The sequence below is a fragment of the Mycobacterium malmoense genome (assembly GCF_019645855.1).
GTDB lineage: Bacteria > Actinomycetota > Actinomycetes > Mycobacteriales > Mycobacteriaceae > Mycobacterium > Mycobacterium malmoense.
Map to the genome: position 1 here is coordinate 3636179 of NZ_CP080999.1, position 15195 is coordinate 3651373.

General features: G+C 64.8%; 14 protein-coding genes and 1 tRNA gene. 9 read left to right on the forward strand and 6 right to left on the reverse strand.

Translation table 11 applies throughout. The annotated features are described in order from the left end of the window. Position 1 precedes the first annotated feature (1 nt). Genes K3U93_RS16700 through K3U93_RS16740 form a run of 9 tightly spaced genes read left to right on the forward strand, consistent with a single transcriptional unit; the run spans position 2 to position 9613 of the window. Positions 2 to 865 (forward strand): ABC transporter permease, encoded by an 864-nt coding sequence (locus tag K3U93_RS16700; RefSeq protein ID WP_071513410.1) that lies wholly within the window; start codon positions 2 to 4, stop codon positions 863 to 865. 11 nt (positions 866 to 876) lie between these two features. Next, positions 877 to 2457: an MlaD family protein gene (locus K3U93_RS16705; protein ID WP_071513411.1), complete on the forward strand. Its 1581-nt coding sequence runs from the start codon at positions 877 to 879 to the stop codon at positions 2455 to 2457. Beyond that, positions 2454 to 3509: an MCE family protein gene (locus K3U93_RS16710; protein ID WP_071513412.1), complete on the forward strand. Its 1056-nt coding sequence runs from the start codon at positions 2454 to 2456 to the stop codon at positions 3507 to 3509. Before K3U93_RS16705 ends, K3U93_RS16710 begins: the two co-directional genes overlap by 4 nt. Continuing rightward, the gene (locus K3U93_RS16715; RefSeq protein ID WP_071513413.1) at positions 3502 to 4557 is read left to right on the forward strand and encodes an MlaD family protein; all 1056 of its coding nucleotides are present in this window, start codon (positions 3502 to 3504) and stop codon (positions 4555 to 4557) included. The genes K3U93_RS16710 and K3U93_RS16715 overlap by 8 nt, the downstream gene beginning before the upstream one ends. After that, entirely contained in the window at positions 4554 to 5672 is a 1119-nt protein-coding gene (locus K3U93_RS16720; RefSeq protein WP_254893627.1) for an MCE family protein, read from the forward strand. Before K3U93_RS16715 ends, K3U93_RS16720 begins: the two co-directional genes overlap by 4 nt. Further along, entirely contained in the window at positions 5672 to 6892 is a 1221-nt protein-coding gene (locus K3U93_RS16725) for an MlaD family protein (protein ID WP_420915420.1), read from the forward strand. Before K3U93_RS16720 ends, K3U93_RS16725 begins: the two co-directional genes overlap by 1 nt. Next, entirely contained in the window at positions 6889 to 8148 is a 1260-nt protein-coding gene (locus tag K3U93_RS16730; RefSeq protein WP_071513416.1) for an MlaD family protein, read from the forward strand. Before K3U93_RS16725 ends, K3U93_RS16730 begins: the two co-directional genes overlap by 4 nt. Before the next feature lie 36 nt (positions 8149 to 8184). Next, positions 8185 to 8826, forward strand: coding sequence for an Rv1363c family protein (locus K3U93_RS16735; protein ID WP_083012202.1), 642 nt, complete (start codon positions 8185 to 8187; stop codon positions 8824 to 8826). 16 nt (positions 8827 to 8842) lie between these two features. Then, the gene (locus K3U93_RS16740; RefSeq protein ID WP_083012200.1) at positions 8843 to 9613 is read left to right on the forward strand and encodes a mannan-binding family protein; all 771 of its coding nucleotides are present in this window, start codon (positions 8843 to 8845) and stop codon (positions 9611 to 9613) included. On the opposite strand, the gene K3U93_RS16745 is transcribed toward K3U93_RS16740, so the two are convergent. The 6 genes from K3U93_RS16745 to K3U93_RS16770 form a co-directional block, all read right to left on the reverse strand. Beyond that, positions 9610 to 10797: a L,D-transpeptidase gene (locus tag K3U93_RS16745; RefSeq protein WP_420915421.1), complete on the reverse strand. Its 1188-nt coding sequence runs from the start codon at positions 10795 to 10797 to the stop codon at positions 9610 to 9612. The genes K3U93_RS16740 and K3U93_RS16745 overlap by 4 nt on opposite strands. A gap of 315 nt (positions 10798 to 11112) precedes the next feature. Then, positions 11113 to 11185: transfer RNA gene (locus K3U93_RS16750), tRNA-Lys, on the reverse strand. Positions 11186 to 11458: 273 nt separating this feature from the next. Further along, positions 11459 to 12295, reverse strand: a complete 837-nt coding sequence (locus K3U93_RS16755; RefSeq protein WP_083012197.1) for an ABC transporter permease — start codon at positions 12293 to 12295, stop codon at positions 11459 to 11461. Then, on the reverse strand, positions 12292 to 13461 hold the full coding sequence (locus K3U93_RS16760; protein WP_071513419.1) for an ABC transporter substrate-binding protein: 1170 nt from the start codon (positions 13459 to 13461) through the stop codon (positions 12292 to 12294). The genes K3U93_RS16755 and K3U93_RS16760 overlap by 4 nt, the downstream gene beginning before the upstream one ends. Beyond that, on the reverse strand, positions 13458 to 14192 hold the full coding sequence (locus tag K3U93_RS16765; RefSeq protein ID WP_071513420.1) for an ABC transporter ATP-binding protein: 735 nt from the start codon (positions 14190 to 14192) through the stop codon (positions 13458 to 13460). Before K3U93_RS16765 ends, K3U93_RS16760 begins: the two co-directional genes overlap by 4 nt. Before the next feature lie 357 nt (positions 14193 to 14549). Beyond that, positions 14550 to 15152, reverse strand: a complete 603-nt coding sequence (locus K3U93_RS16770) for a TetR/AcrR family transcriptional regulator (RefSeq protein ID WP_083012195.1) — start codon at positions 15150 to 15152, stop codon at positions 14550 to 14552. Positions 15153 to 15195: the final 43 nt, after the last annotated feature.

Genomic DNA, 15195 nt, shown 5'->3' on the forward strand with positions numbered 1-15195 from the left:
CATGACGGTCTCCACCTACCTACCGCTGGCACCGATTGCGGGACGCTTGGTTCGGCTCTACCGCAGAGGAACCACGCCGATCATCCGGCTGGGCCACCTGCTTGTCTTTTTCGTCCGGGCGCTGGCCGCCGTGCCGATCGCGGTGCGTCAATACCGCGGCGAGTTTCTGCGGCTGCTGTCGAACATCACCTGGGGTAACGGGTCGATCGTGGTCGGCGGCGGGACCGCGGGCGTGGCCGTTGTGCTCGGCATGACCGTGGGCGCTCTGGTTGGCATCGAGGGCTACAACTTTCTCGACCTGCTGGGCCTGGGGCCCGCGACCGGCTTTATCTCGTCGTTGGTCAACACCCGCGAGCTGGCCCCGCTGATGGCCTCGCTGGCGTTCGCCATGCAGGGCGGCTGCCGGTTCACCGCGCAGTTGGGGTCGATGCGCATCGCCGAAGAGATCGACGCCATGGAATCGATTGCGATTCGCCCGATCCCGTTCCTGGTGACCACCCGGCTGGTCGCCTCGGTGATCGCGATCGTTCCGCTCTACGCCGCGTGCCTGGCGATCGGCTACCTGACCACCCAGGCGGTGGTGGGGATTTCCAGCGGCGGCTCCACCGGTTCCTACCTGCATTACTTCTCGTTGATGCTGGCCGGTAAGGACATCGTTTATTCGTTGTTCAAGGCCGTCATCTTCGTGTGGATCGCGTCGACGATTCAGTGCTACTACGGGTATTACGCCAGCGGCGGTCCCGAAGGTGTGGGTGTTGCCGCGGGACACGGCATGCGGGCCAGCATCACCGTCGTGATCATGGTCAACATGCTGCTGACCATGGCGCTGTGGGGCGTGGATTCCGGTGCGAGGTTCGGTGGTTAGGTTGGTGGCTAGTGCCCAATTCCTTTGAGCTGGACGGGCGTGGCCCATCGGACCGGCAGCTGCTCGGCTGCGGGGTGGCGGTTGTGGTGGTGGCGGCGCTGCTCACGGCGGCGCTGTTGGCCAAGTCGACGGGCCGGCTCAACGACTACGTGCGCGTGGTCGCCGACCTGGTCAACGTGGGCGACGGCCTTCCGCGGAAGTCCGACGTCAAGTATCACGGCGTGCTCGTCGGAATGGTCGGCAACGTCGTCCCCGCGGCCAACGGAAGACCCAACTACGTCCAGATCAACCTCAAACCCGAATACGCCACATCGATCCCGGCCGCGATAACGGCCCGGGTGGTACCCAGCAATGTGTTCGCCGTGTCGTCGGTTCAGTTGGTCGACAACGGTCCCGGAGCATCAATTCGCGCGGGCGCGCACATTCCCGAGGACACCCAACTACCGACCGTCTTGTTCCAAACCACAATCAGCAAGCTGCGGGATCTGCTCGCCGCGGCGGGGCGCGGGCGAGAAGACCGGTCCGAAGGGATCCTGGCAGCCCTGGCTGCCGCCACCGACCATCGCCGGGTGACCCTGCTCAAGGACGGAGCACAACTGAATCGCCTTCTCGACCAGCTTAATTCGATCGTCAGCACCGATTCTGGCCCGTCGACGATATCCGCCCTCGTCGACGCGACCCGAGGCCTGCGGGCGACCGCGCCCGATCTTTTTGACGCCCTGCATCTGGCCGTCGCGCCGATGCGGACCTTTGCGGAGACGCGCGCACAGTTGGCCACGTTGCTCGACGGCGCCGATCACACCGTGGGCACCACGCGTGAATCATTCGGCAATCACATCGATCAGCTCATCAGGATCACGACCGACTTCACGCCGGTGCTGGGAGTGCTGGCGCAAAAGTCCAACAACTTCGTGCCGGGAGTTACCAAGCTGGACAACCTGGCCAACAGATTCATGGAGGAAGTCTGGATGCCGGACAAGAACGTCGGCAACATGCGAGCGATGCTGTCGTTCACGCCTAACTACGACTACACACGCGCCGACTGCCCCCACTACGGCGAGCTGAAGGGACCCAGCTGTTTCACCGCACCGCTGGTCCCGGTACGGCCTGATCTACCGGAAGTGCTGCTGCCGCAGAACTATCAGCCGCCCAAGGATCTGGCACCGCCGCCGGGAACTGTTATCGGCCCGGACGGCAACCTCGTCGCCGTCGGGCCGCCGCTGATCAACCCGAATCCCAATCTGGCCGATCCCAATCCCCCTCTCCCCGCGTGGCTGACGCCGTCGCCTCCGGTGCCGGGAAGCGCCAACCCCGATAACCCATCGCCGGGGTTGCCCGCGCCCGCGTCACCGCCACTGGAGGCCCCGTGGGTCGCACCGGTGGCACCGAAGGCGCCGTGGATTCCGCAGTCCTCATTTCGGATGTCCTTTGGCGGCAACGTCGGACCGGTTGGCAGCCAACAAGAACGAAACATGTTGAGCGTGATCACCGGCCAACCCGCATCCGACGCCACCCAACTCCTGTTGGGTCCGGTCGCGCGCGGGACAACGGTTTCGGTTATTCACCCACCATCAGGCGGGGGGCCCAAATGAAATTCCGGGGACCGCTGATCGGCCTCACCCTGTTCATGATCGTCGCGGTGACGCTGACCTGGCTGGTGTACGTGAGCCTGCGGCGCGACGTGGCCGGGAAGACAGACTCATATTCGGCGGTATTCACCGACGTCTACGGCCTCCGAGAGGGCGACGACGTCCGGATGGCCGGGGTCCGCGTGGGCCGGGTCGAAAAGATCGAGCTCGACGGGAAACTCGCGAAGGTCACGTTCGTGGTGCAGCAGGAACAGCGCCTCTATGGGAACACGCTCGCCTCCGTGACGTACCAGAACATCGTCGGGCAGCGTTACCTCGGCCTGTCCTTGGACAAGGAAGGCAATCACGATGTGCTTCCGCCCGGAACCATCATCCCGCCGGAACGCACCGAACCGTCCTTCGACGTCACCGCGCTACTCAACGGCTACGAGCCGCTGTTCAGTCTGTTGAACCCACAGGATGCCGACAACCTCACCAAGGGCATCATCCAGTCGCTGCAGGGCGATACGTCCTCTCTTGCCACGTTGATCAGCCAGACATCCACGCTGACAGAGACATTCGCCGGAAGGGATCAGGCGCTCGGCGATGTGATCACCAACCTCAACAAGGTGGTTGGCAATCTCGCGCAGCAGAACGACAATCTTGACGGCGTCATCACGCAGGCCCGTGACGTGGTTTCCAAGCTCGATCAGCGTCGTCCCGAGTTGCAGGCCTCGGTCGGTACGCTGGCCCGGGTGATGGGCCGGCTGTCGACCTCCGCCGCGGATGTGTATCCGGCGCTTCGCGAATTCATCGATCGTAAGCCGGGTACCACCAGACACTTAATGGATATCGAACCCCAGCTGGCCTACTTCGGCGACAACATCCCGCTGCTGCTCAAGGGGCTTGTCCGGGTCGGCAACCAGGGCGCCTACGGCAACGCCTACGTGTGCGATGTGAACTTCATGGCGTTCGACCCCGGCTTCAACGACATCGTGCCGATCATCATCAATGCCGCCACACCCGGAAACACGGCGTGGCACAGCCCGAGATGTCGGAGCACGGCTGATGGCTGATTCGTCCGTGCGGCTTCGACTTCCGAGGATGACGAAGCGTCCGCTCGAGAGCTACAGCAAGACGTGGCTTGGGTTTATCGCGGTCGCAGTGGTAGCGGTGCTGATCGGCATCATGTTGTTGGTTCACGCACTCGGCGCCGGGTATCGGCATTACACCGCGGAGTTTCTGCAGGCGGCCTCGCTGCGAGCCGGTAACCCGATCGTGGTCGCGGGCATCCCCGTCGGCAACGTCACCAGCATGAAACTCGTCGGCGACCATGTCGAGGCGGGCCTGAAGATTCGCGACAATGTCGTGCTGGGCAAGGATTCCAAGGCGAAGATCAAAGTCACCACCATCCTGGGTTCGCGTTACCTCTCCCTGGAGCCCAACGGCCCGGCGTCCCTGCCCAACAACACCTTCGATGTGTCACACACCGAAGTTCCCTACGACCTTCAAGCCGCATTGCGGGACGCCACAACAACTTTCGAGCAGGTCGACTCCGACCGATTTGCGCAATCCCTGGCGGTGCTCGGCAAGCAACTCGAGGGCCTGCCCTCGGTCGTGCCGCAGGCAATCGCAAACATCGACTCGCTCTCGTCGATCATCGCCGTGCGACGCGACCAACTGGGCCAGCTCCTGCGCAGCACGGAGCAGGTGACCAACACGCTGCGGGGCCAGCAGGCAGGCATCGGCAACCTGGTCGACCAAGGGCAAGACCTGCTGGGCCAATTCGTGGCTCGGCGAGCCGTTTTCCACGCGATGATGCGATCACTGACCGGCCTTGTCGATACCATGAGCCTAATCGTGGTCAACGACCGTTCGGGTCTTGACTCGCTGATCAACGACATGCGCGACTTCACCGCCCTGATGGGTAAACACGACGACCTGCTGCGCAACCTCCTGCAGATCACACCGATCTTCTTCCGCGAGGCGGCCAACCTCACCGGTGACGGTAACGCGATCAACTTCAACGCCCCCAACGTTCCCGCCATCGACTCATGGATGTGCGCGATCAGCGGCCGCGCCAAACAGTTTGGCATGATCCAATACTTCAAGGACTGCAAGTGACAAGGCCCAGGGGCAGGTTCAGGTTCACGGCCATCATCGCCGTCATGGCGGCGGCCGCGGCGATCGGCGTCGGGTGGTGGTACCTGGGTGCCAGGGACGACCCGATCACCGTCACCGCCCAATTCGACAGCGCCTCAGGATTGTACGAAGGCAACGTGGTAGCCGTATTGGGCATGCCGGTAGGCAAAATCACCAAGATCATCCCCAAGGGCGGCTACGTCGAGGTCCAGTTCACCGTCGACCGCAACGTCAAGATCCCGGCGGACGCTGCGGCCGTGACCGTCTCGACGTCCATCCTCACCGACAGGCAGATCGAGCTCACCCCGCCCTACCACGGCGGTCCCGCCTTGGAGAACCACGACACCATCGGCTTGACCCGAACCAGGACACCGGTCGAGTTCAGCCGCGTGCTCAGCGTTCTCGACAAGGTGACCAAATCGCTTGAGGGAGACGGCCATGGCGGCGGGCCCATCGCCGGCGTGCTCAACAGCGGCGCCGGGATAGTCGACGGCAACGGCGGCAAGATCAAGGCGGCGCTCGATGAACTGTCCAAGGCGCTGCGGCTCAGCAGCGACGGCGGCGCCCAGACCCGCGAGCAGATCACCACCATCGTCAAAAACATCAGCACGCTGTTCGACGCCGTGGCCGCCAATGACTCAAAGCTGCGCGAATTCGCCTCCACTCTTCACCAAGTCAGCCAGATCATGGCGGACGAGGATATCGGTGGCGGCGACACCGGGAAGAAGCTCCAGCAACTGGTCCAGCGGGCCGGCGACCTCCTGGACGCCAATCGCGACAGCATCAAGCACGCCCTGCCCAACGGCAACAGCATTCTGCAGACGGTGACCGACGAGCGCCGCGACCTCGCCGAACTTCTGGACGTTGGCCCACTGGTGGCCGACAACGCCTACAACATGGTCGACCGGGCCAATGGCGCCGTGCGTGCGCGTTTCCTCACGGACCGAATGGTCTTCGACAGCCAGTACACCAAAGAGATCTGCAACCTGATGGGCCTTCGGCAACTCGGATGCAGTACCGGGACGCTACAGGACTTCGGCCCGGATTTCGGGTTGACGTACGTGCTGGACGGCTTGGCCGCGATGGGACAGAAATGATGACCACGTGGGGGAAGGCCGGGGTCGCGATCCTGGCCGCCGCGGTCGTCAGCTCCGGATGCGCCACGAATGGCCTTGCCAGCCTGTCCCTTCCGGCCCCCGGGCTCGGTTCGGGCGGTTACACGCTGACCGCGGTGTTCTCCAACGCGCTCAACCTACCGATGAAGGCGAAGGTGAAACTGGCCGGAGCGGACGTGGGCCAGGTCGAATCGATGGTTGCCCGCAACTACACGGCGGTCACCACCCTGCGCATCCGCTATGGTGTCCAACTGCCACGCGGGAGCACCGCCGAATTGCGCACGGCGACACCGCTTGGCGACGTGTTCGTGTCGGTGCGACCGCCCGCGACGGCCGAACCGAACGCGCCGCTGTTGAAGAACGGCGACACCATCGGTCTGGGTTCGACGGCGGCAGCCGCGACCGTCGAATCGGTGCTCAGCTCGGCGGCAATCCTGGTCAACGGCGGCGCGGTGCGCAACTTCACCAACATCATCAACGGTTTCGGGAAGGCGACCGGCGACCAGGGCCAGGCGTTCGGAGACCTGATCCGCAAGTCCAACCAGCTGGTCGGGACGCTCAACTCCCGGTCCGACCAGATCTCGTCCGCACTGACCGAATTATCCGGCCTTTCACAGCAACTCGACGCCAAGAATCGCGCCATCACCGAACTGATGGCGGAGGCCAACCCAGCCACCTCGGCCCTGTCCGCCAACACCACCGAGCTTTCGGACCTGGTCACGCAAGTCGGCGATACCGCTCGGTTGCTGGCCAGGTTCCCATCGATCGGAGGAACCGACACCAGCGGCCGTAGCTTGATCCGCGACCTGAACACGATCGCCGGGGCCGCCAACGACGTTGCGGTGAGTCCGGACACGAGTCTGCTGGCCTTGAACCGGCTGATCGCCCCGATGGTCAAATCCACAGCGGGAAACTCGATTTCGGTGCACGTCAGCGTGGACAAGTTGGTGCTCGGATCGATCCCCGACATCGGATTCCCCGGCGACATAGGCCTGCACGGACCGCACCGATACAACTGGAACCAGCTCATCGGGACCTTCAAGTACACCCTGTGGCGCCTGCAAGAACGTGTGGTCGGCCGGGGCCCGAACTCCCCGCAGGTTCCCGTCATGCCGGACCCAATCATCCCCGGGCAGATCGATATCGCCCCCGGTCCTCCCCCGCCCGCGCCGGGCCCGCCACCGCCGGGACCTCAGCGATGACCGGAGCAGTCGCCGGCTTCGCCGATGTCGTGGTCCGCGTGGTGCGGGCAGGCCACCGGCAACAGATTTGGCTGTCGGTCGCGGGATTGGTGCTCACCTTGGTCGTGGCAACCGCGTACCTGCTCGTCGGCGCGCTCCGGGTGACGCCGTTCGCGTCGCCCTACAAGGTCACCGTGCAGTTGCCGGAATCCGGTGGCTTGCTGCCCAATCAGGACGTCTCCCTGCGGGGTGTGCGAATCGGACGCGTCGAGTCGCTGCGGATCACCGACAGAGGCGTGGATGCCGTCGCCAACATCACGTCAAAGGTGCGGATCCCGGCGAACAGCGTCGTGCACGTGTCGGCGCTATCGCCCGCCGGCGAGCAATACATCAATTTCGAAGCCGAATCCGACGCGGGGCCTTATCTGCACGACGGCAGCGTCATCGCGCTCGACCGCACCAGCGTCCCGGTCAGCTTGGCGCAGTTGCTCGGCGACGCCGACGGCATGCTGGCACAGGTCGATCCACACAAGGTCGAGCTGATCAAGAGGGAACTCAGCCTCAGCAAGGAGGGACCCGCGAAGTTGGCCGCCATCGTCGACGGCGGCACGTTCCTGCTCTCGACGCTCGATTCGGTGCTGCCCCAAACCACTAGCATCATCAAGACCAGCCGTGTGGTGCTCACCCTGGCGAGCGACAAGAATGCCGGCCTCGCCGCCACCACCACCGAGCTCAACCGAACGCTGGCCGGCCTCGCCGGAATGCAAGGCGGCTACCGGCGTTTAACCGGGCAGGCGCCGCAAACACTTTCGGCCGTCGACAACCTGTTCGCCGACAATTCCGACACCATGGTGCAGCTGCTGGGCAGCATGGCCACGATGTCGCAGCTTCTCTACGTGCGCGTGCCCGCGCTCAACGCGTTGTTCCCCGACTACCGTGGTTCGGTGCTGGACGCCGTGGCAAGTGCGTTCCATGACCATGGCGTCTGGGCGACGGCCAGTCTCTACCCGCGATACGTCTGCGACTACGGCACACCGTCGCATCCGCCTTCTTCCGCCGACTACTACGAGCCGTTCATGTACACCTACTGCCGCGACGACGATCCCGGGGTCGGGATCCGTGCGGCCAAGAACGCGCCGCGGCCGGGAGGCGACGACACCGCGGGCCCGCCGCTGGGCGCGGATCTGGGCCGCAGAACTGACCCAACGCCTCGGGGCCGCTTCACCATTCCGACTCCCTATGGCGGCCCGGCCCTGCCGATCGAACCGCCGCACTAAGACCGATCCAGCCAAGCACAAGGAGATGATCGTGGCGTGACAACCGATGCCGAAGACGAAAAGCCTGAAACCACAAGCGAAGACGTCGAGACTGAAGACAGCGACGTTGAAGACGCCGAAGGAGAAGCCGTCGAGGAAACGGCCGAAGCCGAAGACAACGAAGCGGCCAAGGACAACGCTTCGGGCTGGAGGCGACGGCCATGGAGGCAATACCTGCGCCGCGGCATATTGCCTGTGTTGCTCGTTGCGTCCCTTGCGGTTTCCGGCTTCCTCGGATGGAAGCAGTGGCAAGAGCACCAGGTGAAGCTGGCCGGCCAGCAGGCCCAGCAAGCGGCCGTCAAGTACGCCGAGGTGCTGACCAGCATCGACTCCAACAACGTCGACCAGAACTTCCGTCAGGTGCTCGACGGCGCGACCGGCGAGTTCAAGGACATGTACACCCAGTCCAGCGTGCAGCTTCGACAGCTGCTGATCGACAACAAGGCGACCGCACACGGGGTGGTGGTCGACTCCGCGATCGCCTCCGAATCCACGAACAAGGTTGTCGTGCTGGTCTTTGTCGACCAGACCGTGACCAACATGGCCGCGCCCGATCCGCGCATCGACCGCAGCAGGATCAAGATGACCATGGAGAAGATCGACGGCCGCTGGCGCGCAAGCAAAGTCCAGCTGCTCTAAATCGTTCGGAGCAAGGATGCTAATCACAAGGGTCATCGCAACATCGGCATTGGTCGCGGCGACAACCGTTCTCGATGCGGGCACAGCGCACGCATCCGCGCAGTCGTTCTGCGGCGAGCTCGGTGGAAACTGGGATGGCCAGTATTGCCACACCTCGGTGACCTCCGAACGCAACGCCGTGCGCGACATCAAGGTCGCCGTGCCCGCCGATCTCGTCGACAACCCGGCCGCGGGCCCCGTCATCCGCGACTACCTGCGCACCCTCGTCAACAACTGGCGGACCGTCGGCGCCCACATGGCCGCGGACAGCTTCGGCGAGGAGAACTACGAAGTGTTCCGGCACGGCAGCATGCTCAGCGCCGTGTTCCACGAGGACTACCACGCCGACGGGCCCAAACCCAACAACGCCTACCGCACCTTCACGTTCGACATGGCAAGCGGCCGGCGACTGCAACTGTCGGATCTGACCACGTCGGATCCCCTCACCGCCATCCCGCCGCTGGCTCAGCCGTTCATCGAGACCGCGCTGAATCAGGCCGCGCCACCGCACGATCCGGGCAGCTACCCGTTCGTCATCGACCGCTGGACCCCCGACAAGGTCTATTCCGGCGCGTACAAAGCGTGGGCGCTGACCCCCGACGAGCTGATTCTCTACATGCCCGACTACCCGGTGGCGCACGACGAGCCGATCAACTTCACGCCGGGAGCCCTGCAGTGGTTCATGGACGGCGGCACCGTACAGGCTCACATCCCGCTCGCGGCGCTGGCCCCCGTGCTGCGCATCTAGGTGTTGGCGTTGCCCGCCTTCCACACCGGCCACGGGATGTTCCAGTCGCCCAGCCCCTCGGTGCCCGAGAGCGTGGGCCCGACGGTATGCACCACCTCGACGATGTCACCGCTCTTGCTGTGGTCGTAGAACCACTCGGCGTTGCTGGGGCTCACGTTCAGGCATCCGTGGCTGGTATTGGTGTGGCCCTGCGCACCGACCGACCAGGGGGCAGAGTGCACGAAGACGCCGCTGTAGGACATCTGCGTGGCCCACTCGACTTCGGTGCGGTATCCGTTGGGTGAGTTGACCGGAACCCCGTAGGTCGAGGAGTCCATGATGATGTGCTTGAAGCGCCCGCCAATGATGTAGAAGCCGTTGGCCGTCGGGGTGCTGTCCTTGCCCATCGACGTCGGCATGGTCTTGACGACTTCGCCGTTGACCCGCACGGTCACCATCTTGGTGGTGTCGTCGGCCGTCGAGATGACCTCGTCGCCGATGGTGAAGTGCGTCTTGACGTTGTCCTCGCCGAACATCCCGTCGCCCAGGTCGACGCCGTAGGTGTTGACCGCCACGTCGACGGCCGTGCCCGGCTTCCAGAAATGCTCTGGACGCCAACGTACTTCGCGGTTATTGAGCCAGTAGAACGCGCCCTCGACGGGCGGGTTGGTGGTGATGTTGATGGCCTTCTGGGCCGCGGCGCGGTTCGCGATGTTCTCGTCGAAGCGGATGGCCACCGGCTCACCGATGCCGACCACCTCGCCGTCACCCGGGTTGACGTAGGGCATCGTCAGGTGAGCCGGTGAGCTGGTCTGAAAGGTCATCTGCCGGTTCGCGGCGCCCCCCAGCCCGAGCGCCTTCGCGTTCAGCGTGTAGCGCCTGTTGTAGCCGAGCTGCTCGGTGGTCGACCAGCGCAACCCATCCGGGCTGAGCTGACCGCTTATCGTCTTTCCGTTCTCGTTGACCATGGTGACCGACGCCAGCACGCCGTCGCCGACGCTCACCGTCACCGGCGCATCGACGGTGACGCCGACGGCGCCGTCGGTCACCGAGGAGGTGAGCTTGGGCACCAGCAAGTCAGCGAACGGTGTGCCCTTGTCGAAGATCACCTTCGCCGGCGCGGCACCGTGGCCGCCGCCGCAGGCAACGCCAACCACAGCAAATATAGCGATGACAGCAGCCAGCCACGACCGACCTCTGCGCAAAGGCGTCGTCAAGTGGCCCTCCACATAATTTCGCTTGCTTTGGTCGCCGCCGACCCCGAATAGTTGCAAGTATTCTAGTAGCTTCCGGCCGGTCCGCGTGGCGACACAGGAGCTCGGGGATTCTGGACCCAGGCCGGTGATGCCAGGCCAGCATCGGGGGTCCACAGCACGGGCGGCGGTCTTGTCACTGATGGACGGGGAAGGCTAATGCCGTGTCGGCCTCGGCTAAGCGGTCGGGGGGATTCATTCGCCGCAAGCCACGCCGGATGTGTACACCGGTATGCACTGGCGAGGCGTGAAAAATGCTTCTACCTGTGCGCCGTCAGGGTTTCGAACCCCGGACCCGCTGATTAAGAGTCAGCTGCTCTACCAACTGAGCTAACGGCGCCTTGGTCGGTTGAGACCGCGTTTGCGACAATAACAGGCATCCCGTCGCAGAGCGAAATCCCCTGGATCATCCCAGAGTAGCGCACCTGTGAAGGGCAGTTCGTGACCTCTGCCGGCGGTCCCAACGCGGAGACTGCCGTCGTCAGACGGAAGTCATCCGGCAGCCAGCGGCGTCGTGCGGGAGTTCCGCATGCCGTGGGGCCGCCGGTTCGATCACCGGGCGCGGCATCGATGCCTTCGGCGCACGGCAGAGTCAAGTTCCGCGTCACGCGGCTCACCGATCCGCGCGCGACGTGGCGAGCAAGCGCCGGGCACCGAGATCGAGGATGTATCCGATAACGCCGATGACGACGATCGCGGCAACGACCTGCCCGTAGGCGAGTTGGTCACGGGAATTGAGGATCTGGTAGCCCAGACCCGAACGCACACCGAGCATTTCGGCCGGCACCAAGACGACCCACGCGATACCCAGTGCGACGCGCAAGCCGGTTTGCAGGTGGCCTCGGATGGCGGGCAACACGACGACCGTCAGCAGCTCGGTCCGATTCGCACCGAATGACTTGGCCACCTGCAGGTAGCCGGGATCGACGGCGCGCACCCCGGCGGCGGTGTTGATCAGGATCGGCCACACCGCCGCCGCGGCGATCAGGAAAATGACCGGCTCGTTGCCGATTCCGAAGATCGCCACCGATATTGGCGCCCACGACAGCGGCGAGATCATGCGAAGAAATTGCACCACGGGTCGGGTGGCGCGATCGGCGGTGTCGTTCATTCCTATCAGCAGTCCGGCGGGAACGCCGATCACCGCCGCGACGAGCAAGCCGACGAGCAGCCGCCACAGGCTGACCTCGGTGTCTGCCAACAGCACACCGCGGTTGTAGAGGTCGGCAAGGGATTTGGCCACCCGGTCGGGCGTGGTCTGGCGCAGCAGGGACTGCGGGGAGGCGAGCACGGCCGTGGCCAGCCACCACAACCCCACCGCGGTCCCGACCGCGAGCGTGGGCGGCCACCAGCGCCGCAGAAACGGCCATTTGGGTGTGGACACCGTCGCCGTCGTGGCGGCCTCGCGCGGCGCCGAGGTGTCGACGGGGCTGATTCCCTTTGTGGTCATAACGGCTGCACCTGTTCGACTCGGGTCAGATCGGAAGGAAGCCCAAAGCTTTCGGGGCCGCCGTGGTCGGCCAGTGCGGTCCGCACGAAGCTGTCGTACACCAGCTGCGAGTGCACGGTCGCGGGGTCGAGTCGATCCAGGAACCGCCGGTCACCGTCGACGACGGTGGCGTGCATCGCCTCCACGAGCCGACGGGTGAAACTCGGGAAGGGGAATGGCTGGTAGCCCAACCGCTGTGGTTGCCAATCCGGGTGCGCGAAATGGTAGTTCTTTGGATTGTAGGTCAGCGCGGTCTTGATGGCGGGCAGCGGCTGGGGCAGGTAGCCGCCCGTCGACAACGTCGTCGCGGCCGCGGGCCGGTTACCGTTAATGCGTTGCTGCGCAAGCACAATCGAGTTCACGAGGGATGCCGCAGCCCGCGGCCGGTTCTCGATGAGGTCCTCATGCGCCAGGACCACACAGCAGGCGTGATCGCGCCACACGTCGCCGAGAAACGTTTGTATTCGGCCGATTTTGCGCACCTGAGCCATGGCGTTGAACGGATCTGCCACCACGTAGCCGCCGATCGATCGGTTGGCCAGCGCCGGCACCATGTCCGACGGGCTCATCACGATCAGTTCGACGGTCCGGGCCCTGCGGGAGGCGCTTCGGCGCACCACCGGCACCAGGTCATGGGCGCGCAGCAGCTCCTGCAGGATGATGTTGTGGATCGACCACCAAAATGGTATCGCCACTTGTGTTCCGGCCAGTTGCCCCAGATCGGTGATGTGCGGTGCGACGGTCAACGCCGAACCGTTGGTGTGGTTCCAGCCCAGCACCCGAACGGCGCTGCCCAAGAAGAAACGGAGCTGGATGGCCATCGGCATCAGCATGTGCACGGCGTCGACCTGACGGGTGACGAACGCCTCGGCCAGCGACGCCCAGCCGCGGAACAGTACCGGCTTGGCCGAACTCACCACGCCCGGTTGATAGAGTCCGGCCGCATGAGCGATCAGCAGCGGTGCCGCGTCGGTGATCGGCAGGTACCCGATGCGAAGCTGTCCGCTGGTGTTGGCCCGGTCGACGGTGGCGGCGTGGGCGAGGTCGGCCACCCCCGCCAGACCTCCCGCGGCGGCCAGCGCGACCGTACCGGCCAGCAGCGACCTACGCGAGAGCGGGCCGGTCATTGCTCGACCAGGCGGTAATGGTCCAAGATCTGCTGCCTGAGCTCATCCCCGCCGCTGCCCGTGTTTGCGGTGAGGGCCGGGTGCCACTCCCGGTTGATTCGCCCGTCGTGACCGAGCAGGACGATGCGGCTGGCCAGCAGCAACGCCTCGTCGACGTCGTGCGTGACCAGCACCACGGTAATCCCAAGCTCGGCGGCCAGATCGGCCAGCCAGCTCCGCAAATCGCCGCGGATCGCGGGGTCCAGCGCACTGAACGGCTCGTCCAACAGCAGCAGCCGGGGTTGGGTGGCTACCGCACGAATTATCGAGACGCGTTGAGCCTCGCCGCCGGACAACTGATCGGGGTATTGGCGTGCCACCCGCTGCAGGTCGAAATGGTGCAGCAGTTCCTGGGCATATTCGGGTTGGAACGACTTCCGGTTGGCGGCGAATCGTCCTGCGAAAAGGACGTTCTCGCCGGCGGTCAACCATGGCATGAGCAGGGGCTGCTGGAAGACGACACCGGTGTGGGGGCGTGCCACCTCGTTGCCGGTGGACCATTCGACGGTTCCCGATGTGAGATTCTCGAGCCCGGCGATCACCCGGAGCAGAGTGGACTTGCCGCTTCCGCTGCGTCCCAGGATCGCCAGGAAATCGCCCTCGTCGATGGTCAGGTCGACGCCGGCTAGCGCATAGCTGGCGGCGCCAAAGCTCTTGTAGCCGTCAACTATTCGTACCGTGCCAGTTGCCACCGTAGTCGTCCTTTCGCGGTGCCCCGCACATCGCCGGACAGGCACGCCCGTGACGCTGCCACAGACAGACCACTCTGTCTACGCGAGCGGCCTCCGTGCGACGACGACGCGTCAATCCCCGACGGCGCGCCCGCTACGGCTCACCTCATCGACATCGGCCGCCAAGCTAACCGGCCATCGCGACGAAACCGCTTGCGGCGCATAGGATTCAAGCAGGACTTTGGCGAACGGATTCCGCATGCCTTCCGTTAGACGAGAACAAGCGTGCGCGCCCTCTGGCGCGCAACGCGGCGCCGCCACACCGACGGCGGGAATCGGATCGCGCTGATCGGAACTGGCCGGCACCGGGGCGAGGCGCTAGCGACCGCAGGCGCGATCGATCACCTCGGCCGCTAGGCTCCGGCCGAGGTGGATCGGTTCGACGGATTGTTCGAGCTTGGAGCCCGCTAAGGCGCCGTCGTAGAGCAGTTGGATTTGCCGACCGGTCGAGTCCGGGCGCTCGGCGCCGGCGGACTTCATCAACTCGGCCAGGCACGACCGCACCCATTCGCGGTGCCCGTCGATGGGTTCGAATCGCACACCCGGAAACTCGTTGGCGACGTTGGCATACAGGCAACCGGGGAAGTTACATCGGAGCCCGTTGGCGATGGCCAGATCGAAGAAGGTCAAGGCTTTTTGGGCCGGGTTGGTGAGCGTCTCGACCGCGCGCTCCCACCGATCGCGGTCGGCGCGGTCCAACTGCGTCAGGTAGGCGGTGACCAACGCGGCTTTGGAGCCGTACAGGTCGTACAAGCTTGCCTTCGCGCAACCGGATTCCCGCAGAATCCGCTCGATTCCCACCGCTCGGATCCCATGTGCCGCAAACAGTTTCGTCGCTGCCGCGAGCAGCCGATCGGCCGGGGACGCCGACCGTAGCGTATCGGCGGTCGGCGGGGTGGCCTCCCGGTCGAGGATCTCCATGTCGCCGACGCTAGCAGAGCTCAGACCCCCAGACAGAGCTGTC

Bases quoted from the DNA above. Each gene is read 5' to 3' on its own strand.
- K3U93_RS16770 (WP_083012195.1), bottom strand. From the start codon at position 15,152: ATGGAGATCCTCGACCGGGAGGCCACCCCGCCGACCGCCGATACGCTA.
- K3U93_RS16730 (WP_071513416.1), top strand. From the start codon at position 6,889: ATGACCGGAGCAGTCGCCGGCTTCGCCGATGTCGTGGTCCGCGTGGTG.
- K3U93_RS16760 (WP_071513419.1), bottom strand. From the start codon at position 13,461: ATGACCGGCCCGCTCTCGCGTAGGTCGCTGCTGGCCGGTACGGTCGCG.
- K3U93_RS16715 (WP_071513413.1), top strand. From the start codon at position 3,502: ATGGCTGATTCGTCCGTGCGGCTTCGACTTCCGAGGATGACGAAGCGT.
- K3U93_RS16725 (WP_420915420.1), top strand. From the start codon at position 5,672: ATGACCACGTGGGGGAAGGCCGGGGTCGCGATCCTGGCCGCCGCGGTC.
- K3U93_RS16710 (WP_071513412.1), top strand. From the start codon at position 2,454: ATGAAATTCCGGGGACCGCTGATCGGCCTCACCCTGTTCATGATCGTC.
- K3U93_RS16700 (WP_071513410.1), top strand. From the start codon at position 2: ATGACGGTCTCCACCTACCTACCGCTGGCACCGATTGCGGGACGCTTG.
- K3U93_RS16755 (WP_083012197.1), bottom strand. From the start codon at position 12,295: ATGACCACAAAGGGAATCAGCCCCGTCGACACCTCGGCGCCGCGCGAG.
- K3U93_RS16740 (WP_083012200.1), top strand. From the start codon at position 8,843: ATGCTAATCACAAGGGTCATCGCAACATCGGCATTGGTCGCGGCGACA.